The following is a 24,156-nucleotide window of genomic DNA, read 5'->3' as shown; positions in this document are numbered from 1 at the left end:
TGGAGATGCAACGACGCACCCTGCTGAAGTCGCTCGGAAGCGCGGCGGGCGCGGCGGCGTTCGCCGGAGTCGCCGCGGGCGCGGCCGGAAGTTACACTTCCGAGACCTACAGCGGTCGGACCTACACCAAGTACGTCCCGACCGTGGCCGACGGTTCGACGCAACTTCCGCTGGTGGTGATGCTCCACGGGTGTACCCAGAGTCCCGACGGGTTCAAAGACGAGACCCAGATGAATCAGGTCGCCGAGCAAGAGGGCTTCGTAGTCATCTACCCCGACCAGACCACCAGCGCCAACTTCAACGAGTGCTGGCAGTGGTTCAACGACGCCAACACGACGCGGGGCAACGGCGAACTCGCGCTCATCAAGGGCATGGTGGACCAAGTGAAAGGCGACCACGCTATCGACGATTCGCGGGTCTACGCCGCCGGATTCTCGGCGGGCGCGGCGTTCGTCCCGAACCTCGTCGTGGAGTACGCCGACGTGTTCGCCGCGGGCGGGGTCCACTCCGGTCTGATGTACGACGTGGCCGAGACCCAATCGGACGGGTCGATGTACATGTCCAGTTGTAGTTCGGGTCCGTCCCCGTCCGAGGAGGGTCAACACGCCTACGACCGGATGGAACAGCACGGTATCACCCGGCCGGTGCCGACCATCGTGTTCCACGGCACCGACGACTACACGGTCTACCCCTGTAACGGCGACGAGGAGACCGAGCGAGCGACCGTCACCAACGACCTCGCACTCGACGGCACCGACGACGACAATCTGGACTACACCGCCGACGAGACGATAAACGGGTCGGGCGACAGTTTGAGTTACACCCGGAAGAAGTACGCCGACGACGCCGGAACCGTCTGGGTCGAGAAGTACAAGGTCGATGGCATGGGCCACGCGTGGTCCGGCGGTGCCTCCGGCGGGTCCTACACCGCGCCGGGCGGTCCCGACGCCAGCCAAATCATCTGGGACTTCTTCAGTCGGTTCACCCTCGACGGCAGTTCGGGCGGCGGCGACGACGACAACGCGGCCCCGACCGCTTCCGCGAGCGCCAACCCGACCGACCCCGCGGTGGACGAGACGGTCTCGTTCGACGGGTCGAACTCGTCGGACTCCGACGGGTCCATCGCCTCCTACGAGTGGGACTTCGGCGACGATGCGACCGCGACCGGGCAGACCGCCAGCCACAGTTACAGTTCCTCGGGAGACTACACCGTCACGCTGACCGTGACCGACGACGCGGGCGCGACCGACACCGACTCGGTGACGGTTTCGGTCGGCGGCGGGAGCTTCGAGGGCTACTGCGGCACCGACGACAACTACTCGCACGTCCAGAACGGTCGGGCGTGGACCGACGGAAGCTACGCCTACGCCGAAGGCTCCGACCAGAACATGGGCCTGTACAACACCTTCGAGACCACGACGCTGAAAGAGACCTCGGAGGGCTACTACGAAATCGTGGACAGTTGCTGAAGCGCGCCGGACGGTAGGTCGCTGTCGAAGACGGCCGCGGCGTGTGCCGCGGCCGTCCTCGGCACGGTACCGTCTTCGGACTTCGAGCAATATTCTGATTTCCTTTGAACGGAACGAGATTTTTCGAGGATTCCTATCCCAGCCTCTCGTCGCAACCCAGACGAAAACGCTGTCCCACTCGCCCGTCGTCACTGAGAATCACTCTCACGGGGGGAGAGGCTTATATCTCCCGAGCGTCAACGGTCGTATCCATGATGGTCGGCCACGCGATGCTGGCGTTCGCCGTCGCTACCGCGGTGACGGCGCGGTGGTGGTCCCGAGAGCGCGCGCTGGCGTTCGGTCTGGTCGCGGGCGCGTTCGCGGCGGTCCCCGACGTAGACATGCTCTACGCGGTGTTCGGACTGGCGCAGGTGGGTCTCGCGAGCGTCTGGACCATGACCGACGCGTTCTGGTCGAGTTCCCACGTCGTCCACCGGGCCGTGACCCACTCGCTCGTCGTCGGTGTCATCGCGGCGGTAGCCTTCGCCGCGAGCGTCGTCGGCCGCGGCGGTAATCGTACCTACGCCACCGACGGCGGCAACGTGACCGACGACCCCCGCCTCGCCGACGCCACGGCGGGCAACTGGTCACGACTCGTCGCCGTCTCGCTCGTGACCGGACTCGCCGCCGTCGCGTACGTCGAGAGCGGCCTGCTCGGTGGCGCGGTCATGCTCGCGTTCCTCGTCGCGGGTCTCGCCGTCGCCGCCGTCGCCTCGCGCGCGACCGACTTCGGACCGCGGGCGGTGTTCGCCGCGGCGCTGGTCGGCCTGCTCACTCACCCGTTCGGCGACGTGTTCACCGGCGCGCCGCCGCGGTTCCTCTACCCGCTGGACTTCCGACTCCTGACCGAACGCGTCGTCCTCCTGTCGGACCCGACGCTCAACCTGCTGGCGGTGTTCGGCGTCGAACTGGGGACGATTTGGCTCGCGGGGTACGTCTACCTCCGCGCGACCGACCGCCGGGTCCTCTCGCACGTGGACACGCGCGCGGCGTTCGGAGTCGCCTACGCTATCGCGGCGGTGGCGATGCCCGCGCCGACGATGGAGGTGTCCTACCACTTCGTGTTCTCGATTTTGGCGGTCGGTGCGGTCGGGGTCGCACCGAACCTGCTTCCCTCGCGGCCGATGATGTCGGCGGATTTTCACGAGGCCGTGACGTGGGTGATAACCGGTCTCACAGCCGTCAGCGTGGCCGCGCTGACCTACACGCTGGTCTACGTGGTGTATCCGCTCCCGTGAGTTTCGGGTCGGTGACCATCCGCGAAACGCCGACGACTCCGGCGCTACCTGCAGAGAGTTCGTCTCGACACCCGAACCTTTCTTATCCCCGGTTGTCTACGCCACGACATGGCACGTCGCGCGGGCACGCTCGACCGGGTTGTAGAAGACGAGCGCGTGAACGCCGGACTCGGGTGGGCACTCGTCGCGTTCCTCGCACTCGTCGCGGCCGAGGAGGTACTCGACGAACACTTGCTCTGGGCCGGGTTCACGGCGTTCGTTGCGACACTGGCGCTGATTCCGTCCGCCGTCCACCGTGACTGGACCGTCATGCTCCCGTGGGAGGTGTTGGTCCTCGCGGCGCTCCCGATACTCGGCCGGGCGCTGGCGACACTCTCGTACACCTCGCGGGTGACGACCTACCTCTCGGTGGCGGCGCTGGCGCTCATCGTCGCCGTCGAGTTGCACGTCTTCACGCCCGTCGAGATGACCCACTGGTTCGCGGTGCTGTTCGTCGTGGTCGCTACGATAGCGACCGCTGGCGTCTGGGCCGTGGTCCAGTGGCTCTCGGACCTCTATCTCGGGACGGCGTTCCTCCAGAGCGAACACCGACTGATGTGGGACTTCGTGGCCGCCACCGTCGTCGGCGGAGTGGCCGGGGTCGTCTTCGAATGGTACTTCCGCCGGTTCGCACGTGTCGAAACGCGCCTGCCCGACGAACTCGGTGAGAATCTGTGAGAGTCCGCGACCGACTCGGCATCACCGAGCGACGACAGAAGCAACTCACCCGAGCGATGGAGTTGGGACTCGTCGGCATCCTCGCCATCGGTCTCGACCGCGGAAACGTCGGTATCGTGGTCAACTCGGGCATCGCGCTCGCGGTCACGTTCCTCCCGGCGATGCTCGAACGCGACTACGACATCCCGATGGACGCCGGACTCACGCTCTGGATTACGACCGCGGTGTTCCTCCACGCGCTGGGAACCATCGGACCCTACCGTGACCCGACGCTCTGGTGGTGGGACCACGTGACCCACGCCCTGTCGTCGTCGCTGGTCGCGGCCATCGGCTACGCGACCACCCGCGCGCTGGACGAACACACCGACGACGTTCACTTTCCGCCGCGGTTCATGTTCGTGTTCATCCTCCTGTTCGTGATTGCGTTCGGCGTGGTCTGGGAGGTCATCGAGTTCGGCGTCGGCGGATTCGCCACCTTACTGGGGAGCGACAAGATACTCACCCAGTTCGGACTCGAAGACACCATGAAAGACCTCCTGTTCGACACGGTAGGTGGTCTCCTCGTCGCGGCGTGGGGCACCGCCTACCTCTCGGACGTGGTGGGTGCGCTCACCGACCACTTCGACAGTCCCGGACAGCGAGCGGACTGACTGTCTGCCGACCACTTCGACAGTCCCGGCCCTCGCGCCGGGGTCGCTGGCCGCGTAGCTTTATACGTCTCTACGTGGTACCCGAGACGCACCATGGTTTTCAAGAAAATCACGCTCATCGGGACGAGCGACGAGAGTTTCGACGCCGCCGCGGACGACGCCATCGACCGGGCCGAACGGACGCTGGAGAACGTCAAGTGGATAGAGGTGGACGAGTTGGGCGTCGAGATAGCGAGCGCACCGGACCGCGAGTATCAGGCCGAAGTCACGGTGGCCTTCGAGTTGGAAGAACCGCGAAGCTAACGCCGCCGACCGGTTTCCGGAGGCTCAGCCCTCTCGGGGTAGTCGGACTGGCGGTCCCGCGGCGCGCGGGCAGTGCCCGCGCGCCGCCCGCGCCCGGAACCGCGCGAGGCGTCCGAGGGGAGTTCGTCCCGTCTTCGCGGATAAACCTTCGCTCGGAGACGCGTCCGAACCGGCGTCAAGATTAACACCCCCGACACCTAATCTCCCTGTATATGAGTACCGATACCGCACCCGACGGGAACCCGACGCCGAAAATCGAGGTGTCGGAAGACGCCGCCGCCGAAGCCCTCGCGCTACTCGAAGGCGAGGAGTTGGACACCGACATCGCCGGTCTTCGCCTGTTCGTCCAGCAGGGCGGGTGTGCGGGTCTCTCGTACGGGATGCGCTTCGACGAGGAACCGGAAGACGACGACACGGTGTACGAACACCACGACCTCCGGGTGTTCGTGGACCCCGCGAGCATGAACTACATCGAGGGGAGCGTCGTGGACTACGAAGACGGCTTGCAGGGCGCGGGGTTCCACGTGGACAACCCGAACGTCGTCAGCGAGTGCGGGTGTGGCGAGAGTTTCCGGACGTGACCCGGCCGAGACGCCGACGAACGCTCGCATTCCCCGAAACGTGAGTAATATTTTTGGTATTGGATTTGGTATGTGTCGGTATGAAACGAAAGCGAACGCGCCGCGGATTCCTCGCGGCGCTCGGTAGCGTCGCACTGGCGGCCCCGGCCGCCAGTGCGACGGCGGACGAAGGTGTCGAAATCGCGAAGTTCGAGTTCGAGAGTGGCCGAATCGACGTGACCGACGACGAGACGGCGACCGTCTCCGTGACCTACCGGAACCCCGCCGACTCCGACCGGACGATTTTCCCGTCGTTCACGCCGTTCCGGAGGGAGACCGACGAGTCGGGCGAAGTCGATTTCGAACCGGTCGCGTGGTGGAACGGCGACGTAAGCGGCCGTGAGGAAGTCGTCCCCGCGAACGGGACGGTCCGCCGGGAGTACGAGTGGTCGCCCGACCCGATTTTCGACCGAAACGCGACCTACGGTGCCGAGTTACAGGTCCACCCGGCCGACGACGACCGCTGGATGCACGTCTCCGACAGCGAGCGAATCTCGACCGCGTTCAGCGTGTTCACCGAAGGCGACTGCGAGGGTGCGACCCCCGACGAGACGGCCGGGACCGTGTTCGTGGTCCCCGGCGACGGCGAGTGCGAGGCCCGTGGGTCCGACGACGAGGACGACTGGCACGACTGGTGGGACGACGACGATTGGGACGACGACTGGGACGACGGAGACGAAAACGAGACCGACGACTGGTGGGGCGACGACGAGGACGACTGGGACACCGGTGACGAGGACGACTGGGACACCGGTGACGAGGACGACTGGGACGACGACTGGTGGGGCTAGGGCGGTTCGGCCCTCAGTCCTCGAAGCGCTTGCGGACGCTCTCGGCGTGGGCCTCCAAGCCCTCGGCCTCCGCGAGGGTGGTGACGGTGTCGCCGAGGTCCGAGAGGGCCTCCCGGTCAAGTCGCTGGACCGTGGTCTCCCGCAGGAAGGTATCGACCGACAGGCCGCCGGTGAGCTTCGCCAGTCCGGTGGTCGGCAGGACGTGGTTCGTTCCGCTGGCGTAGTCGCCCGCCGCGACCGGAGTGTACGGGCCGAGGAAGACGCTCCCGGCGCTGTCGATGCGGTCTAAAATCGCCTCGTCGTCGTCGGCCTGAATCGAGAGGTGTTCGGCGGCGTACTCCTCGGCGAACAGGACCGCCTCGCTCGGCGACCGGGCCAGCAGGACGCCGCTGGCGTCGCTTTCGAGCGCCTCGCGTGCGATGTCGGCGCGTTCGCGGTTCTCGACCTGCGTCTCGACTTCCTCGGCGATTTCCTCGGCGGTCTCTTCGTGGTGAGTCACGGCGACCACCGAGGCGTCGGAGTCGTGTTCGGCCTGCGCCACGAGGTCGGAAGCGACGAACGCGGGGTTGGCCGTCTCGTCGGCGAGAACGAGGACTTCGCTCGGTCCTGCGAGGAAGTCGATAGTCACGTCGCCACGCACCTCGGCTTTCGCGGCCGTGACCCACTTGTTTCCGGGACCGACGATTTTCTGCACGCAGTCGATTTGCTCGGTACCGTAGGCGAGGGCGGCGACGGCCTGCGCGCCGCCGACGTTGAACACGCGGTCCGCGCCCGCGACGTGAATCGCGGCCAGCGTCACGGGGTTCATCTCCTCGGCGGGCGGGGTCGCCACCGCGACCTGTTCGACGCCAGCGACCTTCGCGGGAATCACGCCCATCAGCGCGCTGGAGGGGTAGGCCGCGGCCCCGCCGGGGACGTAGACGCCGACGCGTTCGAGGGGTCGGAAGCGCCGCCCCAACTCGCGGCCCTCGGAGAACTCCCGTCGCCAGTCGTCGGGGAGTTGGGCCTCGTGGAACTCCCGGACGTTCTCGGCCGCGGACTCTATCGACTCGCGCACGTCGTCGTCTATCTCGTCGTAGGCGCGTTCGGCCTCGTCGGTCACGTCGAGGTTGCCGACCGACACGCCGTCGAACTCCTCGCAGAACTCCCGGACGGCCACGTCGCCCTCCTCGCGGACGCGACCGATGATGTCGCGCACGTCGTCGCGTACCGCCTCGATGCCCGCGTCGCGGTCGAACAGCGCCCGCCGGTCGTCGGGCCGGAGGTCCGCCACCTTTCGAACGTTCATGGGAGAGGGTTCGGAACGCGGGCGAAAAACGGTTTCCTTCCGGCGAGACCACGGTCTCGGAGTCGGTGGACCGTCGCCCGTTCGAGCAACGTTCGATAGTCCTAGACAAACAATAATAGTTCTTAGACGTTTCGAGATGTATGTGAAAGAATCCTCTACGATTGTCTAACGGTCGCCGTCGAAAGCGGTGAAAATCGGCCCCCGGCAGTGGTGTCGTCGTCTGCCGGGGTCGGTCGGAAACACTCCAAAGACGGCTCGGGTCGCCGCGCGAGCGGGTGTGGGCCGCGAATCGGCCGTCCTCCAGTCGTGCCCGCACGGGGTCGAACCAACCTCCCCCGTTTAGTCCGACCCTCGTGCGCGCGCTCGTGGCCGTTCGTCGGTCCCCCCGCGTAGCGGTCCCCCGCAGGTCCGGTCGTGCCGTTTTCGAAATTCTCGCCCGCCGAACGCGCCCCCGTCGCGTCCGTCGGGGCGTTATCTCGTAGGCCGGACAGCCGAATAAACCGGTGCGACCGTTTCGTCCGTTCAGTCCGTCCAACGACGTGTTTCCCCGACGCCCAGAGACTCCGAGCAGGTCAACGCCGCGTTACGTCCGGCGGCACGTCCCGACAACGCGGTGATAACGCCGGGTATCGGGTGGAACTTTTTAAGTCGTCCGGGACCGATACCACGCGACATGGTGGAGAAACCGGACGTTGGCGAGTTGACACCGCCGGACAGAACGCTCATGGGGCCCGGACCGAGCGAGGTCCACCCGCGAGTGCTTCGCGCGATGAGTACGCCGCTGGTCGGCCACCTCGACCCCTCGTTCATCGAAATCATGAACGAGGTCCAAGACCTCCTGCGGTACACGTTCCGGACCGACAACCAGTGGACGATTCCGGTCTCCGGAACCGGGTCGGCCGCGATGGAGGCCGCAATCGGCAACGTCGTGGAACCGGGCGACACGATGCTGGTCCCGACCAACGGCTACTTCGGCGGCCGGATGGCGGAGATGGCGACCCGCGCGGGCGGCGAAGTCGTCCACGTCGATGCGCCGTGGGGCGAACCCTTAGACCCCGCCGACGTTGCCGACGCGATGGCCGAACACCAACCCGACGTGTTCGGGTTCGTCCACGCCGAGACCAGTACCGGCGTCCTCCAACCCGACGTGGCCGAACTCACCGACGCGGCCCACGACCACGACGCCCTCGTGATTGCCGATACCGTCACGTCGCTCGGCGGTGTCGAGTTGAAGGTGGACGACTGGGCCATTGACGTGGCCTACGCCGGACCGCAGAAGTGCCTGTCGTGTCCGCCCGGCGCGGCACCGCTGACGCTCAACGACCGCGCGATGGAGAAAGTTCTCTCGCGCGAGGAGGACGCCCGGTCGTGGTACCTCGACCTCTCGCTGCTCGAAGGCTACTGGGGCGACGACCGGTCGTACCACCACACCGCGCCCATCACGAACGTCTACGCGCTCCGGGAGGCCCTCCGCCTCGTCGCCGAGGAGGGCATCGAGAACCGGTGGGAGCGCCACCGCGAGGTAGCGGGCGCGCTGAAGGCGGGCGTCGAGGCGATGGGCGTCGAGATGAACGCGCCCGACGACTACTGGTTGCCGAGTCTCAACGCCGTCCGCGTCCCCGACGGCGTGACCGATACCGACGTGACCGACTACCTCTTAGACCAGTACGACCTCGAAATCGCCACTGGTCTGGGCGACTTGGACGGCGAAATCTTCCGCATCGGTTGCATGGGCTACTCGGCCCGCGCCGAGACCGTCTCGTACCTGATGGCCGCACTCGGTGACGCACTCTCCGAACAAGGTGCCGACGTGGACGTGGAGGCGGGTCTCGCCGCGACTGCTCGGAACCTAGGCGAACAGTAGGACAGAGAGTCGAAAAATCGGAAGTCGAGCGAAGCGGCGCGCCGGGAACCGGCGCGCCGACGATTCTGCGTGGAAACGAAGTTAGACCGCAGTCCGTACGCTCGGTGGCGCGCGAAAGACCTCGTAGTCGCCGCCGTCTCGAACGCCGATTATCGCCCACTCGTACTCGGGGTCGGTCCGTCGGAGTCGATTCCGGAGTTCCGACGCGTCGTCGTCCCACGTGACGAAACATCGAAGGTCGCCGTCGTCTGGCGTGTCGTCGGAATCGGTTACGGCGGTGACGCGGACGACTCGCCACTTTCGTTCGGCCCGGAACTCCTCGCCGTCGCCGGAGACGTTGTATCCCAAGTCGGCAAAAATCGTCTTGGCGTGGTCGATGGGCGGTGTGCTAACAGTGGCCATCCGAGTGAGGGTACCACGCAAGAGGTAATAAACTTTCCTGCGATTACGGAACTCTGAGCGTCGGGTCTCGATGTTGAGTTGCGAACGCTTCGATTTCGCCGTTTTTCCGTAGCTCCTTTATCCGCTTCTCGGTGTCGGACTTCTCGATGCCCGCGACGGTCTCGGCCACGCGAATCACTTTCGGTTGGGGCACGCCCCGTTCCTCCGTGACCGCTTCCTGCCGGTCGCCCTCGGGTTCGGTGACTTCGGCCTGAATTACCTCGATAACGTCGCGGATGTCGTGGGTGTCCGAGACGGTCTCGTGCCAGTCGAGCGGATAGGCGCTGATTCGGTCGCCGAGGTCGTAGAACCGCCCGCCCGCCTCCCACTCGTCGCTGTCTGTCAGTCGCTCGTCCACCGCGTCGAGGTCCACGTCGAAGTACACGGCGTCGGCGTATTCCGCGAGCAACTCCCGGTCGATGCCCCTCCCCTCGTCGCGGTGGTGGGTCTCTATCGTCTGGACGAACTCTTCGAGCGTGAGCGTCTCGCTGTGACTGTCGAGTTCCTCGACCACGTGTTCCCGTACGTCGGTCATGGGAGTCCTTCGGGAATCGCGTGGAAAAGTCGAGTGGCCGACCTACTCGTGGGCCGCGTCCCACTCGGTCGGCTTTCGGACGTTCCCGCAGACGTTGCATTCGATGCGGCCCATCGGGTCCATCGCGTTGTCGATGCGCTCGCAGTTTCCACAGAGGTAGCCGTAGCGGTTCTGGCGGCCCTCGTCGCCGTAGACGACGAAGAAGGGACCCTTCGAACCGCGGTCGCCCTCGTCGCGCGAGACGTACACCGTCCGTCCCTCGGTCGTCGTGGTCGCGTCCATCACCTCCGAGTAGACTCCCGAGGGGTTTAGGCGTGCTGACTCCCGGTCCGTGCCGAAGGAGTCATAGCCGACGCCTCGCAACTCCGAACAAATGGCTCCCCGTCTCGTCCACTACTCCGACGTGGAGAACGTCTACGACACCCCCGAGCGCGTCGGTCGCCTCGCCGGACTCCTCCGGGAGTTGCGCGAGAAGGCCGACGGAAACGCTATTCTCGCCGGGTCGGGCGACAACACCTCGCCGGGCGTCCTCTCGCTGGTTGAGGACGGCGCGCAGGCGCTGGACTTCTTCGAGGCGGTCGAACCCGACGTGGAGACGTTCGGCAACCACGAGTTCGACCACGGCATCGACTCGCTCCGGCGACTCGTCGCCGACTCGCCCCAGACGTGGGTCAGCGCCAACGTCTGGGCGGACGCCGAGACCGGCGCGCGATTCGCCGGAGATTCGGGCGTGGTTCCTTCGACCGTCGTGGAGACCGACGAGGGGTCGGTCGGGTTCGTCGGCGTCACGACCGAGCGAACCGCCTCCATCAACCCCGACGCGACCGCGCTCGGCTTCACGGACCCCATCGCCGCCGCGCGGGACGCGCTGGCGGCCCTCGACGCCGACTACTCGGTCGTCCTCTCGCACCTCGGACGCGGCGACGAGGAACTCGCCCGCGAAGTCGAGGCCGACGCCATCCTCGGCGGACACGTCCCGACCGAGCGCCGGGACCGAATCGACGGCACTTTGCTCACCCGACCGGGCGACGGCGGGTCGGTGGTGCTGGAGGTGGACCTCGCTGGCGACGTGACGCGACACCGGGTCGCGGACGCGCCCGTCCACGAGGGCGTGGCCGCGGCCATGCGCGAACGACTCGCCGAGACGGGTCTGAACGACGTGGTGGCGACCGTCGAAACTCCCATCGACCGCGGGGAGGAGACCCTCTTCGGCGGCGAGTGTCGCCTCGGCAACCTCGTGGCCGACGCATACCGGTGGACGACCGGCGCGGACGTGGGACTCCAGAACAGCGGCGGCGTCCGGACCGGCGACGACTTGGCGGGCGAGATTACCGCCGCGGACCTCGTGAGCGTCACGCCCTTCGAAGAGCGTATCGTGGTCGCGGAGGTTCCGGGGGTGGCCCTCCGGGACGCCTTCGAGTGGGCCGCCGGGCCGGACCTCGGGTTCGCGGAGTCCGACTGGTGGCACGCGCAGGTCAGCGGTGCAGAAATCGCGTGGGACCCCGAGACCCACGCCGTCGAGTCGGTCCGGGTCGGCGGCGACCCCATCGAATCGGACCGAACCTACTCGGTCGCGCTTTCAGATTACGTCCTGCACACGGACGACGAGTTTCCCTCCCTCCGGGAGTCCCATCGAGTCGCTACGGCCGGAGTCCAGTACGAGGTGCTGGTCGAGTACGCCCGAGAGACCGGGGTCGACCCCGAAATCGAGGGGCGAGTCGCCGAGACCGGGGTCGACCCCCGAGCGACCGAGAGGTAAAAGGGTCCGGGCGGCGTCGGCCGAGACGTGACTCGCGTCGTCGTCCCGGTACGCTACCCGCTGACCGACCACTCCAAACGGACGCTCGCGGAGGCGATTCGCGTCGCCGAGGAACGCGACGCGGCGCTGACCGTCCTGCACGTCAACCTCTACCACATGGGGCGAGAGGTGTCGCGTGCGGAACTCAAGCGCGCGGTCGAAGCCGAGTTCGGCCGGGTGTCGAACGCCCGGTACGTCGTCCGGGAGGGGTTTCTGGTCGAGGAGACCATCCTCGAAGAAGTCGCGGCCGAGGGTGCCGACGTGGTTGTCATCGGCCACAAACAGGCCGGGCGCTGGCGGCGCATGCTCCGGAAACTCACCTCCGACCCCGACATCGAGGGCTACCTCCGCGGGAAACTCGACGCCGAAGTTCTCACGGTGGGGAAAAAGTAGGCCGGAGTCGTCCGGTCGGACGACTCCGGCCGGGTCAGTCTGCCGGACGGGACCGTCCCGTCGGGGTCAGCCCGGCGGGTCGAACTCCTCGGGTCGTGGCTGGCGCTGGCTCTCTTCGACTTCGACGCGGGCGGTGCCGCTGGTCTCGTCGAACACGAGGTGCTGGTGGGGGTAGGCGATGTCCACGTCGGCGTCGTCGAGTTCGCTCCAGATGCGCTCGTTAATCTTCGACCGGACGCGGGGCACGTAGTAGGGGTCTTTCACCCAGTAGCGCAGGTCCAACAGGACGCCGTGGTCGGCGTACTCCTTGATGTAGGAGACGGGCGCGGAGGGATAGCGCGCGCTCCCAATGCGGATGTCCGGGCCGCCCTCCACGACTTCTTGGGTCTCGCGAGCCGCACGCTCCATGATGGCGCGGGCCGCGTCGAGGTCCCCCTCGTAGGTCACGAGCAGTTCCAGCGAGAGTCTCGACCGGGTGTCCTCGGCGGAGTAGTTGATAACGTCCCGGTCGCGCATGTTGGAGTTCGGAATCACGAGGAAGGTGTTTTCGAGCGTGAATATCTTGGTGTACCGGAGCGTGATGTCCTCTACGTACCCCCGCGTGTCGCGGTCCACGAGTTCTATCATGTCGCCGATTTCGTAGGGCTGGTCGGCCAGCAGGAACAGGCCGTTGATGACGCTCCCGATGATGGGCGCGAGGACCAGACCGAGGACCGCGGAGAACACCGTCACCGACAGCAGGATGTCTCCCGGCTTGAACCCGAGTTGACTGGCGGCCACCGACGCCGCGAACACCATCACGATGGCCCGAATCCCGCCGAGGACGGTCTTGGTCAGACTCGGCCGCTGGAACCGCCGGGCGACCGGACGGCCGAGAAACCGGATGAGAAACCGACTGCCGTACCACGCGACGACGAGTATCAGCGTGACCACGACGTATCTCGCGCCCGGCAGACTCCAGAAGGTCTCGATTGCTCCGTCGAGTACGTCCGCGACACCGACCATGGAAGCAACCTTTCCCGCGGTTGGCAAAACGTTAGGGGTTCGTTCGTCGGGTCGCGGGGGGTTGGTGATTATCGTGGGGTCGGAAGTCGCTCTGTTCGGCGGTTTCTCTCCGGTAGTCGAGTTGGAAGAGCGACTGGTCGTGTTCGAGTCGAAGGAGCTAGCTCCTGCTCAAGTCGAGTTAGAAGAGTAGCGTCAGGCTGGAACCGATGAAGGCCCCACGGCTCGTGGGAGCGACGCTCCCACGAGCCGTGACTCACTGCGTTCGTCACGACACCGCTCCGCACCGCGACCGCGGCCCGCGCGCTCCGACCGCGACGTGGAACGAGACATCTATCCCGTTCCCAAAGAAAGAAAAATAATTTTCTAGGGTTGATAAAGAAACCTCAGAGAACGATATTCCCGTCCTCGACGGAACGCCCGAGGATTTAAATCCGAGGACGGGGTGAACTCGTCGCGTGCCGAACCCGACCGCTCAGTCGAGTTCCAGACCGCGAATCGCCACTGAGTCGCCCTCTCGGACCTCGCCGACGACTCGGCCGTCGGTCTCGTCCGCGAGCGACTCGGCGTCGTCCTCCGGAAGCGCGACCACGAATCCGGTGCCCATGTTGAACGTCCGGTGCATCTCCTCGTCTCCCACGTTGCCCTCGCGCTGGACGAACTCGAAGACCGACTGGGCGTCGAACGGGTCGGTAATCTCGTACCGGTGGTCGCCCATCCGCGCGAGGTTGGTCCACCCGCCGCCGGTGACGTGGGCCGCGGCGTGGACCTCGCGCTCTCGGAGGTGGTCCAACAGGTACGTGTAGATGCGCGTGGGTTCGAGCAGGACCTCGCCGACCGAGGGCTTTCCGTCGCCGTCGTCCGCTACGCCGAGCGGGAAGGTGTCGTCGTAGTCGTATTCGCGGGTCGCGGCCTCCCGCGCCAGCGTCAGGCCGTTCGAGTGGATGCCGCTGGACGGGAACCCGACCAGCGCGTCTCCGACCTCCGCTTCGCCGGGGAACACGGCGTCTTTCGGTGCCAGTCCCACGCACGCGCCCGCGAGGTCCAAGCCCTTGATGACCTCGGGCATGACCGCCGTCTCGCCGCCGACCAGCGCCACGCCTGCCTCCTCTGCCCCGGTCGCGAGTCCGTCGCCGACCTGTTCGGAGAACTCCTCGCTGGGTTCGTCCACCGCGAGGTAATCCACGAACGCGACGGGTTCGACCCCCGACGCCACGAGGTCGTTGGCGTTCATGGCGATGCAGTCGATGCCCACCGTGGAGTAGTCGCCGAGGGCCTCCGCGACCAGCAGTTTCGTGCCCACGCCGTCGGTCGCCAGCGCGAGGTAGCGGTCGCCGATGTCGAGCAGACCGGCGTACTCGCTCTCGTCTATGTCGCCCACCGCGCCGACCAGCGCCGAGGTAGCGGCCTCGCTCGCCTCGATGTCCACCCCTGCCTCCGCGTAGGTGAGTTCCTCGTCGTCGCTCATGGTCGAACCGCCGCGACGCGCGAGTAAAGTTCCACCGTTTGCGCTCGGGGGTCGGGTCGTCTCGAACTATTCACTTTTCATCCAGCGCGCGGGAGCGACCGCGTAGCGTGTCGCGCCCATCCGCGCGAGAGACGACCGAACGACCGGAGGGAGTGAGGGGGTCGGTTGGGGAGGGCGTGGCCCGTGGTCGCGGTGCGGAGCGGTGTCGTGACGAACGCAGTGAGTCACGGCTCGTGGGAGCGACGCTCCCACGAGCCGTGGGGCCTTCATCGGTTCCAGCCTGACGCTAGCTCTCGTCGTTCTCGGAGAACGGCGCGGACACGTTAGAACGAGAGAAAACGTCGAGGAGACGAAGAGCAACCACCCACGCTAGAACCCACCCGAAACCCACGCCTCAAAACGCCGCGAGACTCGACTGCAACTCTCGGTCGGTCGCCTCTTCGGAAATCTCGTAGCCAACCACGTCCCGCAGGTCCACGGCGTAGGTCGTGCCGCCGCGCTCCAGCACCAGCACGCGGCCCTGCACGCCGAGAATCTCGCCGGTCAGCACGGTTTCGGCGACCGGCGCGGCGTCCAACTCCAACCCGTAGTCGAAGTCGAACGTCTCGATGGGGTCGAACGCCGCCAGCGTTGATTTCCAGTCTTCGGCGTCCACATCGCGGTGCAACCCCGAAACCTTCGCGGGCACACGCACGCGGTCGGTGTACTCCTCGGCCAGTTGCGACTCGATTTCGCGGGCGACTCGGCCGTTCTCGACCGTCCGGAGGTGGGCGGCGCGGTCCGCGCCTTGCTCGCGCAGGCGCGTGCGGAGTCGCCACTCTTTGGTCACGCCGACCTTGAACGTCGCGGGCGCGAACGCCGCGAGGTAGAGAGCGTGGTCGTCGTAGCAGTCCATCTCGTCTTTGAGACACGTGCCGGTACACCGGGCGCACACCCACGTACTCGCGTGCTGGCCGCAGTAGGGCGCGGTCTCGTTCTCACAGTCGTAGTGGGTCGTCCCGTCTAACGCGCCCGCACACCGGCGCTCGCCGAGCGAGTAGCCGAGACTCCCGCCCTGCGCCAGCGGTTCGCGGCGTACCTCTCGGCCGTCCGCCACGAACAGCGCCGGTCGTCCGTCGTCACGTTCCGTCTCGTACCCGACGATTTGCACGCCCGCGGCTACGCGCTCGGGTCCTAAAGGCGTGCCGTTCGGTCGAAATCAGACGGAATTTGACAAGAGAAAGAGAATTTAGGGATAGAATGGCAAAAATCAGAGTCGTTAATTTAGTAATGCCATCTAGAAAAAATTTTATTATGAATGGGTATAATGTACAAATGTCATGGCACATAATGACAAAGGTGTGTCGAGGCGAAACGTTCTGAAAGGCGTCGGTGCGTCCGTGGCGACCGCAAGCGTCGGAAGCGGTCTCGCGGCGGCGAAACCCGACGACACGGTGGAAGTCAACGTCGGATTCGCGTCCGAACGCGGGCGAAAAGCGGCACTGGACAAGGCCAGCGAGACGGTTCGGGAGTTCAACTCCATCGACGCGGTTACGCTCCGCTTGCCGAAGAAGGCGGCGACGGCACTCGAGAAGAGTCCCAACATCCGCTACGTCGAACAGAACGGGACGATGGAAGCGCTCGCCCAGACCCTACCGTGGGGTATCGACCGCGTGGACGCCGAAGTCGCTCACGCGAACGGCGAGACGGGCGCTGGCGCGGACATCGCTATCGTAGACACGGGAATCGACGACGACCACCCCGACCTACAGGGCAACCTCGGTGCGGGCGAGTCGTTCGTCTCCTGCGGTAACGGCGGGTACTTCGGCAACTGCGCGTGGTCGGGTAACAGCAACTCCTGTAACCGGTCGTGGTCGGACGACAACGACCACGGCACCCACTGCGCCGGGACTGCCAACGCGGTCAACAACGGCGAAGGCGTCGTCGGCGTCTCGACCGAAGCGACCCTCCACGCGGTCAAAGTACTGGACTGTGCCGGGAGCGGGTCGTTCTCGGACATCGCGGCGGGCGTCGAGTACGTCGCCGACCAAGGCTGGGACGTGGCTAGCCTCTCGCTCGGCGGCGACTCGAGTTCTCAGACGCTCAAGGACGCGGTGCAGTACGCCAACGACAGCGGCGTCCTCGTGGTGGTCGCGGCGGGTAATCCCGGTCCATGTACCGACTGTGTGAAGTACCCCGCGAAGTACGAAGAGGTCGTCGCGGTCTCCGCGACGACCGAGAGCGACTCGCTTGCGGACTTCTCCGCGCAGGGTCCCGAGGTGGACATCGCCGCGCCCGGAAAGGGCGTCTACTCGACGGTGCCGAGCGGATACGCCAACTTCGACGGTACGTCGATGGCCTGCCCGCACGTCGCGGGCGCGGGCGGCCAACTCATGGCCAGCGGCAAGTCCAACTCCGAGGCTCGAAACGCGCTCGAAAGCACGGCCGAGGACATCGGTCTGTCGAGCAACGAACAGGGCAACGGTCTGCTCGACGTGGCGGCGGCGCTCGGACTCGACTCAAGCGACAACTGAGCGCGTCCCGACTCACCGGTTCCCGGTTTCTTTTCGAGCAATCACCCTTCTTTCCCAAAGTCTTTTAAAATTAAAATTATGGGTTTAAACAATTAGGTCATAATTTTAATCTGTTATTCGATAATAGTTAAATTGCTATGTTCCAAAATAGCAGTGGTGTGTCGAGGCGAAACGTTCTGAAAGGCGTCGGTGCGTCCGTGGCGACTGCCGCGGCGGGGAGTGGTCTCGCGGCCGCGAAACCCGACGATACGGTCGAAGTCAACGTCGGGTTCAAGTCCGAGAAGGGTCGCAAGCAGACGCTCGACGCCGCGACCGAAGTCGTCCGCGAGTTCGACTCGCTCGACATCGTGACCGCCAAGATGCCCAAGAAGGCGGCGAGCGGTCTCGAAAACAATCCGAACGTCGAGTTCGTCGAGGAGAACGGGACGATGCACGCGCTGGCCCAGACCCTGCCGTGGGGTATCGACCGCGTGGACGCCGAAGTCGCCCACGCGAACGGAGAGACGGGCGCTGGCGCGGACATCGCCATCATCGACACCGGAATCGACGACGACCACCCCGACTTACAGGGCAACTTGGGGTCGGGCGAGGCGTTCGTCAACTGTGGCAACGGCGGGTACTTCGGCGACTGCTCGTACTCGGGCAACAGCAACGCGTGTAACTACACGTGGTCGGACGACAACGACCACGGCACCCACTGCGCTGGCATCGCCGACGCGGTGGACAACAGTCGGGGCGTCGTCGGTGTTTCGACCGAAGCGACCCTCCACGCCGTGAAGGTGCTGGACTGTTCGGGCAGTGGGTCGTTCTCGGACATCGCGGCGGGTATCGAGTACGTCGCCAATCAGGGCTGGGATGTCGCGTCGATGTCCCTCGGCGGCAGTTCCGGGTCGTCCACGCTCAAGAGCGCCGTCGAGTACGCCCAGAGCAACGGCGTCCTGCTGGTCGCCGCGGCCGGTAACTCCGGTTCCTGCACCGACTGTGTGGGCTACCCCGCCGCCTACAGCGAGGTCATGGCCGTGAGTTCGACCGACTCGAACGACGACCTCTCGGACTTCTCGTCGCAAGGTCCCGAGGTCGAAATCGCCGCGCCCGGCACCGACATCTACTCGACGGTGCCCGGCGGGTACGACACCTTCTCGGGTACGTCGATGGCTTGCCCGCACGTCGCGGGCGCGGGCGGTCAACTCATGGCGAACGGTTACACCAACGGCGAGGCCCGCGACCAACTGAAGTCCACGGCCGAGAACATCGACCTCTCGGACAACGAGTCCGGCGCTGGTCTGCTCGACGTGGCGGCGGCGCTCGGACTCGACTCCAGCGACAGCACGTAACGACTCCGAAGTAGCTTTTTTCGGCCGCGCTCTCGGCGTCGTTCGACTGTCTCACGACGAACCGGTACGAGTCTCGCGCGCGTAGATTTTAAGTAAATAGGTAGAAATTTGATTATTAGTTCCATTGCTCATTCGAACGTCATGTCCTATAATGACAACGGTGTCTCAAGGAGGAACGTACTCAAAACGGCGGGCGCGTCCGTCGCAACTATCGGGGCAGGGGGTCTCGCGGCCGCGAAACCCGACGATACGGTCGAAGTCAACGTCGGGTTCGAGTCCGAGAGCGGCCGGAAAGTGGCGTTCGACGCCGCGACCGAGGTGGTTCGGACCTTCGCGTTCGACGCTCTGACCATCCGCCTTCCCAAACGGGCCGTCGCCGGACTCGAACGGAGCGCCGGGATTCGGTACGTCGAGGAGAACGGGACCATGGAGGCCCTGAGTCAGACCCTGCCGTGGGGTATCGACCGCATCGACGCCGAGGTAGCCCACGCGAACGGCGAGACGGGCGCTGGCGCGGACATCGCCGTCATCGACACCGGAATCGACGGCGACCACCCCGACCTACAGGCCAACGTCGGGGCGGGCAAAGCCTTCGTGGACTGCCGACCACTGCAAGGTCGGCCGAACGGGTGTCGGTACGGAAGCAGAACGAACGACAACCCCTGTAACTACGCGTGGTCGGACGACAACAACCACGGGACCCACTGCGCCGGTATCGCCGACGCCGTGGACAACACGCAGGGGGTCGTCGGCGTCTCGACGGAGGCCACCCTCCACGCCGTGAAGGTACTGGACTACTGCGGGAGTGGGACGTTCTCGGATGTCGCGGCGGGCATCGAGTACACCGCCGACCAAGGGTGGGACGTTGGGTCGCTGAGTCTCGGCGGCGGCAAGTCCCAAGCCGTCGAGGACGCCGTAGAGTACGCCTACGGGAAGGGCGTCCTGTTGGTCGCGGCGGCCGGGAACGACGGTCCCTGCACCGACTGCGTTAGCTATCCCGCGGCCGAACCCGAGGTCGTCGCGGTCAGCGCGACCACGGAGAACGACCAGTTGGCGAACTTCTCGTCGCAGGGTCCCGAAGTCGAACTCGCCGCGCCCGGTACCGACATCTACTCGACGGTCTACGGCGGGTACGCCTACTACGGCGGCACGTCGATGGCCTGTCCGCACGTCTCGGGGACCGGCGGGCAGTTGATGGCGAACGGTTACACCAACACCGAGGCCCGCGACCGCCTCCACGCCACCGCGGAGGACATCGGTCTCTCGGACGACGAACAGGGGTACGGACTGGTCGATACGGCCGCCGCCCTCGGACTCGACTCGTCGGACAGCACGTAGCGTCGCAACCCTCCGACCAGCGAAATTTTCCACCAAAATGCACTTGTAATTTTATAGTAATATATCTGAAGAAAAATTTATTATTCTCCAACAACTTATTTAATTTGCCATGTTAGGTAACGACAATGGTGTGTCGAGGCGGAACGTTCTCAAGATGGCCGGTGCATCCGTGGCAACCGCCGCGGGAAGCGGACTGGCGGCGGCAAAGCCCGGCGACACGGTGGAGGTCAACGTCGGGTTCAAATCCACCAGCGGTCAGAAGGCGGCGCTCGACGCCGCGAGCGACGTGGTTCGAAAGTTCGACTCGCTGGACATCGTGACGATTCGCGCCGCGAAACAGGCCGTCTCGGGTCTGGAGAACCGCGCAGACGTGCGATTCGTCGAGGAGAACAGCGAAGTTCACGCGCTGGCCCAGACCCTGCCGTGGGGTATCGACCGCGTGGACGCCGAAGTCGCTCACGCCAACGGCGACACCGGCGCTGGTGCGGACATCGCCATCATCGACACGGGAATCGACGGCGACCACCCCGACCTACAGGCCAACGTCGGGTCGGGCAAGGCGTTCGTCAAGTGCCGCGGCAAGGGTTGTAACTACAACTGGTCGGACGACAACGACCACGGGACCCACTGCGCCGGTATCGCCGACGCGGTGGACAACAGTCGGGGCGTCGTCGGCGTCTCCACCGACGCGACCCTCCACGCCGTGAAGGTGCTGGACAACAGCGGTAGCGGGACGCTCTCGGACGTGGCGGCCGGTATCGAGTACGTCGCCAATCAGGGCTGGGACGTTGGTTCGATGTCTCTCGGCGCGTCCTCGGGCGGTCAGACGCTGAAGAGCGCGTGTACCTACGCCTACAACAACGGCGTGTTCCTCGTCGGCGCGGCCGGAAATTCGGGTCCCTGTACCGACTGCGTGGGCTACCCCGCCGCCTACAGCGAGGTCATGGCCGTGAGTTCGACCGACTCTAGCGACAATCTCTCCGGGTTCTCCTCGACGGGTCCGCAGGTCGAAATCGCCGCACCCGGTTCCAGCATCTACTCGACTGTCGTCGGTGGCTACGACACCTTCTCGGGTACCTCGATGGCGACCCCGCACGTCGCCGGTGCTGGCGGTCAACTGATGGCCAACGGTGCCAGCAACACGAAGGCCCGCGACACCATCAAGAGTTCCGCGGAGAACATCGGTCTCGCGGACAACGAGTCCGGCGCTGGTCTCCTCGACGTGGCCGCCGCACTCAACTACGACTCCAGCGACAACTAAGCGCGTAACGAGGGTTCGCCTCCGTCATCACCTACCATCCCTGCCTCGTTTTCGCCGCGTTCCCGTTTCGTTGCGCTTTCGCTTCGCCGCGTTTCTGTTTCCGTCGCTTCTCGACCAGTCGCCTCGAAGCGACTGCCGAGTCCCGTCACCGAGCGCCGACTTCGAGGAAGTCGGCGCTCGTCTCGCGCGCCGTCGCCGATTCCGACCGAGGCGGCTCGTACTACTCCACCTCTTTTTAATACTTCGTCAGATGAAATCGGAATCGTAAGAAAATACGGCCTCAGAGAGTTATTTTCACAGCAAAATAAGAAAAACTTATTAGTAACCGGCATTATGGATTAATTGCCATGCTAGATAACGACAATGGTGTTTCGAGGCGGAACGTTCTCAAGATGGCCGGTGCGTCGGTGGCGACTGCGGCGGCAGGCAGTGGTCTCGCGGCGGCGAAACCCGACGACACGGTGGAGGTCAACGTCGGGTTCAAGTCCGAAAGCGGGCGTCAGAAGGCGCTCAGCGCGGCCGACGAAGTGGTCCGTGACTTCAACTCCATCGATGTCGTGACGATGCGCGCGGCCAAGAAAGCCGTCTCCGGATTGGAGAACAACCCGAACGTGCGCTACGTCGAGCAGAACGGCACGATGCACGCGCTCGCCGAGAGTCTGCCGTGGGGTCAGGAGCGCGTGGACTCCGACGTTCTCCACGCCAACGGCGAACTCGGCGCGGGTGCGGACGTGGCCATCCTCGACACGGGTATCGACGACGACCACCCCGACCTGACCGACAAACTCGGCGCAGGGAAGGCGTTCGTCTCCTGCAACACGAGCGGTGGCTGTCGCTACGGTGCGAAACCCGCGAACAACACGTGTAACTACTCGTGGACCGACGACAACAACCACGGCACACACTGTGCCGGTATCGCCGCAGGCGACAACAACAGTCAGGGAGTCGTCGGTGCCGCGCCCGACGTGACCCTCCACGCGGTGAAGGTCCTCGACAAGTGTGGGAGCGGTTCGTTCTCGGACATCGCGGCGGGTGTCGAGTACGTCGCCGACCAAGGCTGGGACGTTGGGTCGATGTCGCTCGGTGCCAGCTCCGGCTCCTCGGCGCTCAAGGACGCGGTGCAGTACGCGACGAACAACGGCGTGTTCCTCGTCGCGGCCGCGGGTAACTCCGGACCGTGTACCGACTGTGTGGGCTACCCCGCCGCCTACAGCGAGGTCATGGCCGTGAGTTCGACCGCCAGCGACGACAGCCTCTCGGACTTCTCGTCGCAAGGTCCCGAGGTCGACATCGCCGCGCCCGGTACCGACATCTACTCGTCGGTCGCGAACGGCGGCTACGACACCTACTCGGGGACCTCGATGGCGACCCCGCACGTCGCCGGTGTCGCGGGCCAACTCGCCTCGAACGGTACGACCGGCAGTAACATCCGTTCGACGCTGGCGAACTCCGCCGAGAACATCGGTCTCGCCAGCAACGAGTCCGGTGCCGGTCTGCTCGACGCCGCGGCCGCACTCGGCTACGACTCCAGCGACAGCACGTAAACCCTTTCCCGGTTTTTTCGGTGTCAGTGTCTGTCACTCTTTCCCTTCGGTCGGCGTCCCGGTTCGCGTTCGTCTAAACCAGTCAGGTCAGGTCTCGTTTCGGGACGCTCCGGCCGCTACAATTATTTTTCCTAACTATTTCTACATAGCAATTGTTGGATGTTTATTATTTTAACGATAAAAAAGAAAGTATTTTATGCACGTGGTGGTTGCTATCGAGTGCAATGTTAGGTAATGACAATGGTATGTCGAGGCGGAGTGTTCTGAAAGCGGCCGGTGCGTCGGTGGCGACTGCGGCCGCGAGCGGTCTCGCGGCGGCAAAGCCCGGCGACACGGTGGAGGTCAACGTCGGGTTCAAGTCCGAGAGCGGGCGTCAGAAGGCGCTCAGCGCGGCCGACGAAGTGGTCCGTGACTTCAACTCCATCGATGTCGTGACGATGCGCGCCTCGAAGCAGGCGGCCAAGGGTCTGGAGAACAACCCGAACGTGCGCTACGTCGAGCAGAACGGCACGATGCACGCGCTCGCCGAGAGTCTGCCGTGGGGTCAGGAACGCGTGGACTCCGACGTTCTCCACGCCAACGGCGAACTCGGAAGCGGCGCGGACGTGGCAATCCTCGACACGGGTATCGACGACGACCACCCCGACCTGACCGACAAACTCGGCGCAGGGAAGGCGTTCGCCACGTGTAAGACCAAGGGTGGCTGTCGTTTCGGCGCGAAGAAGGCCAACAACACGTGTAACTACTCGTGGACCGACGACAACAACCACGGCACCCACTGTGCCGGTATCGCCGCAGGTGACAACAACAGTCAGGGAGTCGTCGGTGCCGCGCCCGACGTGACCCTCCACGCGGTGAAGGTCCTCGACGGCTGTGGGAGCGGTTCGTTCTCGGACATCGCGGCGGGTGTCGAGTACGTCGCCGACCAAGGCTGGGACGTTGGGTCGATGAGCCTCGGCGGTAGCTCTGGCTCCTCGGCGCTCAAGGACGCGGTGCAGTACGCGACGAACAACGGCGTGTTCCTCGTCGCGGCCGCGGGTAACTCCGGACCGTGTACCGACTGTGTGGGCTACCCCGCCGCCTACAGCGAGGTCATGGCCGTGAGTTCGACCGCCAGCGACGACAGCCTCTCGGACTTCTCCAGTACGGGGCCGGAAGTGGACATCGCCGCGCCCGGTACCGACATCTACTCGTCGGTCGCGAACGGCGGCTACGACACCTACTCGGGGACCTCGATGGCGACCCCGCACGTCGCCGGTGTCGCGGGCCAACTCGCCTCGAACGGTACGACCGGCAGTAACATCCGTTCGACGCTGGCGAACTCCGCCGAGAACATCGGTCTCGCCAGCAACGAGTCCGGCGCTGGCCTATTGGACGCCGCGGCCGCGCTCGGTTACGACTCTAGCGACAGCACGTAATCCGTCCCCCTTCGGAACCGACTCTTTCTTTCGACGCCCGCATCGAGACTCCGACCAGCGGCAGTGTTTTACGTTACCAATCCCCTCCACGAAAATAGCTGTCAATATTTGCGAATAAACACTGCCAAATAA

Annotated in this window: 23 protein-coding genes; 16 read left to right on the top strand and 7 right to left on the bottom strand. The window is 65.2% G+C overall.

Going from position 1 to position 24,156, the window contains the following annotated elements; all coding sequences use genetic code 11:
* The first annotated feature begins 5 nt into the window (after window positions 1-5).
* The 7 genes from P2T60_RS08490 to P2T60_RS08460 all read left to right on the top strand — a co-directional run bounded on the left by P2T60_RS08490 (window position 6) and on the right by P2T60_RS08460 (window position 5,827).
* Window positions 6-1,469, top strand: coding sequence for an extracellular catalytic domain type 1 short-chain-length polyhydroxyalkanoate depolymerase (locus tag P2T60_RS08490; protein ID WP_276282123.1), 1,464 nt, complete (start codon window positions 6-8; stop codon window positions 1,467-1,469).
* Between the two features lie 251 nt (window positions 1,470-1,720).
* On the top strand, window positions 1,721-2,746 hold the full coding sequence (locus P2T60_RS08485) for a metal-dependent hydrolase (RefSeq protein WP_276282122.1): 1,026 nt from the start codon (window positions 1,721-1,723) through the stop codon (window positions 2,744-2,746).
* 108 nt (window positions 2,747-2,854) lie between these two features.
* Window positions 2,855-3,463 carry a hypothetical protein gene (locus P2T60_RS08480; RefSeq protein ID WP_276282121.1) on the top strand — a complete coding sequence of 203 codons (609 nt, stop codon included), beginning with the start codon at window positions 2,855-2,857 and terminating at the stop codon, window positions 3,461-3,463.
* Window positions 3,460-4,113, top strand: a complete 654-nt coding sequence (locus P2T60_RS08475) for a DUF2238 domain-containing protein (protein ID WP_276282120.1) — start codon at window positions 3,460-3,462, stop codon at window positions 4,111-4,113. The genes P2T60_RS08480 and P2T60_RS08475 overlap by 4 nt, the downstream gene beginning before the upstream one ends.
* Window positions 4,114-4,206: 93 nt before the next feature.
* Window positions 4,207-4,416, top strand: a complete 210-nt coding sequence (locus P2T60_RS08470) for a dodecin (protein ID WP_276282119.1) — start codon at window positions 4,207-4,209, stop codon at window positions 4,414-4,416.
* 212 nt (window positions 4,417-4,628) lie between these two features.
* A complete protein-coding gene (locus tag P2T60_RS08465) occupies window positions 4,629-4,997 on the top strand; it encodes a HesB/IscA family protein (RefSeq protein ID WP_276282118.1) in 369 nt (122 codons plus the stop codon).
* An 80-nt stretch (window positions 4,998-5,077) separates the two neighbouring features.
* The gene (locus P2T60_RS08460; protein WP_276282117.1) at window positions 5,078-5,827 is read left to right on the top strand and encodes a hypothetical protein; all 750 of its coding nucleotides are present in this window, start codon (window positions 5,078-5,080) and stop codon (window positions 5,825-5,827) included.
* Window positions 5,828-5,840: 13 nt separating this feature from the next.
* On the opposite strand, the gene hisD is transcribed toward P2T60_RS08460, so the two are convergent.
* Complete coding sequence (gene hisD, locus P2T60_RS08455) at window positions 5,841-7,115, bottom strand: histidinol dehydrogenase (protein ID WP_276282116.1); 1,275 nt, start codon at window positions 7,113-7,115, stop codon at window positions 5,841-5,843.
* Between the two features lie 673 nt (window positions 7,116-7,788).
* Between hisD and P2T60_RS08450 the strand changes: the two genes are divergently transcribed.
* On the top strand, window positions 7,789-8,979 hold the full coding sequence (locus P2T60_RS08450) for a pyridoxal-phosphate-dependent aminotransferase family protein (protein WP_276282115.1): 1,191 nt from the start codon (window positions 7,789-7,791) through the stop codon (window positions 8,977-8,979).
* An 81-nt stretch (window positions 8,980-9,060) separates the two neighbouring features.
* Here P2T60_RS08450 and P2T60_RS08445 read toward each other — a convergent pair whose 3' ends face one another.
* From P2T60_RS08445 to P2T60_RS08435, 3 genes are read right to left on the bottom strand one after another with little or no spacing between them, the layout of a single operon-like run.
* On the bottom strand, window positions 9,061-9,381 hold the full coding sequence (locus P2T60_RS08445) for a DUF7116 family protein (protein ID WP_276282114.1): 321 nt from the start codon (window positions 9,379-9,381) through the stop codon (window positions 9,061-9,063).
* Window positions 9,382-9,424: 43 nt separating this feature from the next.
* On the bottom strand, window positions 9,425-9,955 hold the full coding sequence (locus P2T60_RS08440; RefSeq protein WP_276282113.1) for a hypothetical protein: 531 nt from the start codon (window positions 9,953-9,955) through the stop codon (window positions 9,425-9,427).
* 42 nt (window positions 9,956-9,997) lie between these two features.
* Window positions 9,998-10,237 carry a DUF5816 domain-containing protein gene (locus tag P2T60_RS08435; RefSeq protein WP_276282112.1) on the bottom strand — a complete coding sequence of 80 codons (240 nt, stop codon included), beginning with the start codon at window positions 10,235-10,237 and terminating at the stop codon, window positions 9,998-10,000.
* Window positions 10,238-10,328: 91 nt separating this feature from the next.
* Between P2T60_RS08435 and P2T60_RS08430 the strand changes: the two genes are divergently transcribed.
* Together P2T60_RS08430 and P2T60_RS08425 are read left to right on the top strand one after the other, a co-directional pair.
* Complete coding sequence (locus tag P2T60_RS08430) at window positions 10,329-11,714, top strand: bifunctional metallophosphatase/5'-nucleotidase (RefSeq protein WP_276282111.1); 1,386 nt, start codon at window positions 10,329-10,331, stop codon at window positions 11,712-11,714.
* Window positions 11,715-11,741: 27 nt separating this feature from the next.
* A complete protein-coding gene (locus tag P2T60_RS08425; protein WP_276282110.1) occupies window positions 11,742-12,146 on the top strand; it encodes a universal stress protein in 405 nt (134 codons plus the stop codon).
* A 66-nt stretch (window positions 12,147-12,212) separates the two neighbouring features.
* On the opposite strand, the gene P2T60_RS08420 is transcribed toward P2T60_RS08425, so the two are convergent.
* The 3 genes from P2T60_RS08420 to P2T60_RS08410 all read right to left on the bottom strand — a co-directional run bounded on the left by P2T60_RS08420 (window position 12,213) and on the right by P2T60_RS08410 (window position 15,766).
* Window positions 12,213-13,151, bottom strand: coding sequence for a mechanosensitive ion channel family protein (locus P2T60_RS08420; RefSeq protein WP_276282109.1), 939 nt, complete (start codon window positions 13,149-13,151; stop codon window positions 12,213-12,215).
* Window positions 13,152-13,623: 472 nt separating this feature from the next.
* Window positions 13,624-14,616 carry a phosphoribosylformylglycinamidine cyclo-ligase gene (gene purM / locus P2T60_RS08415; protein WP_276282108.1) on the bottom strand — a complete coding sequence of 331 codons (993 nt, stop codon included), beginning with the start codon at window positions 14,614-14,616 and terminating at the stop codon, window positions 13,624-13,626.
* Window positions 14,617-15,010: 394 nt separating this feature from the next.
* Window positions 15,011-15,766 carry a DUF2797 domain-containing protein gene (locus P2T60_RS08410; RefSeq protein ID WP_276282107.1) on the bottom strand — a complete coding sequence of 252 codons (756 nt, stop codon included), beginning with the start codon at window positions 15,764-15,766 and terminating at the stop codon, window positions 15,011-15,013.
* Between the two features lie 169 nt (window positions 15,767-15,935).
* On the opposite strand from P2T60_RS08410, the gene P2T60_RS08405 reads away from it, so the two are divergent.
* The 6 genes from P2T60_RS08405 (at window position 15,936) to P2T60_RS08380 (ending at window position 24,024) form a co-directional block, all read left to right on the top strand.
* Entirely contained in the window at window positions 15,936-17,129 is a 1,194-nt protein-coding gene (locus P2T60_RS08405) for a S8 family peptidase (RefSeq protein ID WP_276282106.1), read from the top strand.
* 137 nt (window positions 17,130-17,266) lie between these two features.
* Window positions 17,267-18,463 carry a S8 family peptidase gene (locus tag P2T60_RS08400; RefSeq protein ID WP_382209442.1) on the top strand — a complete coding sequence of 399 codons (1,197 nt, stop codon included), beginning with the start codon at window positions 17,267-17,269 and terminating at the stop codon, window positions 18,461-18,463.
* Window positions 18,464-18,604: 141 nt separating this feature from the next.
* On the top strand, window positions 18,605-19,801 hold the full coding sequence (locus P2T60_RS08395; RefSeq protein ID WP_276282104.1) for a S8 family peptidase: 1,197 nt from the start codon (window positions 18,605-18,607) through the stop codon (window positions 19,799-19,801).
* 109 nt (window positions 19,802-19,910) lie between these two features.
* The gene (locus tag P2T60_RS08390; RefSeq protein ID WP_276282103.1) at window positions 19,911-21,062 is read left to right on the top strand and encodes a S8 family peptidase; all 1,152 of its coding nucleotides are present in this window, start codon (window positions 19,911-19,913) and stop codon (window positions 21,060-21,062) included.
* A gap of 347 nt (window positions 21,063-21,409) precedes the next feature.
* On the top strand, window positions 21,410-22,606 hold the full coding sequence (locus P2T60_RS08385; RefSeq protein ID WP_276282102.1) for a S8 family serine peptidase: 1,197 nt from the start codon (window positions 21,410-21,412) through the stop codon (window positions 22,604-22,606).
* Between the two features lie 245 nt (window positions 22,607-22,851).
* A complete protein-coding gene (locus P2T60_RS08380; protein ID WP_276282101.1) occupies window positions 22,852-24,024 on the top strand; it encodes a S8 family serine peptidase in 1,173 nt (390 codons plus the stop codon).
* Window positions 24,025-24,156: the final 132 nt, after the last annotated feature.

It is taken from the genome of Halorussus caseinilyticus, assembly GCF_029338395.1.
Classification (GTDB): Archaea; Halobacteriota; Halobacteria; order Halobacteriales; family Haladaptataceae; genus Halorussus; species Halorussus caseinilyticus.
The sequence above is the reverse complement of the archived record's forward strand: the minus strand, read 5'-3'. Positions and strand labels throughout refer to the sequence as shown.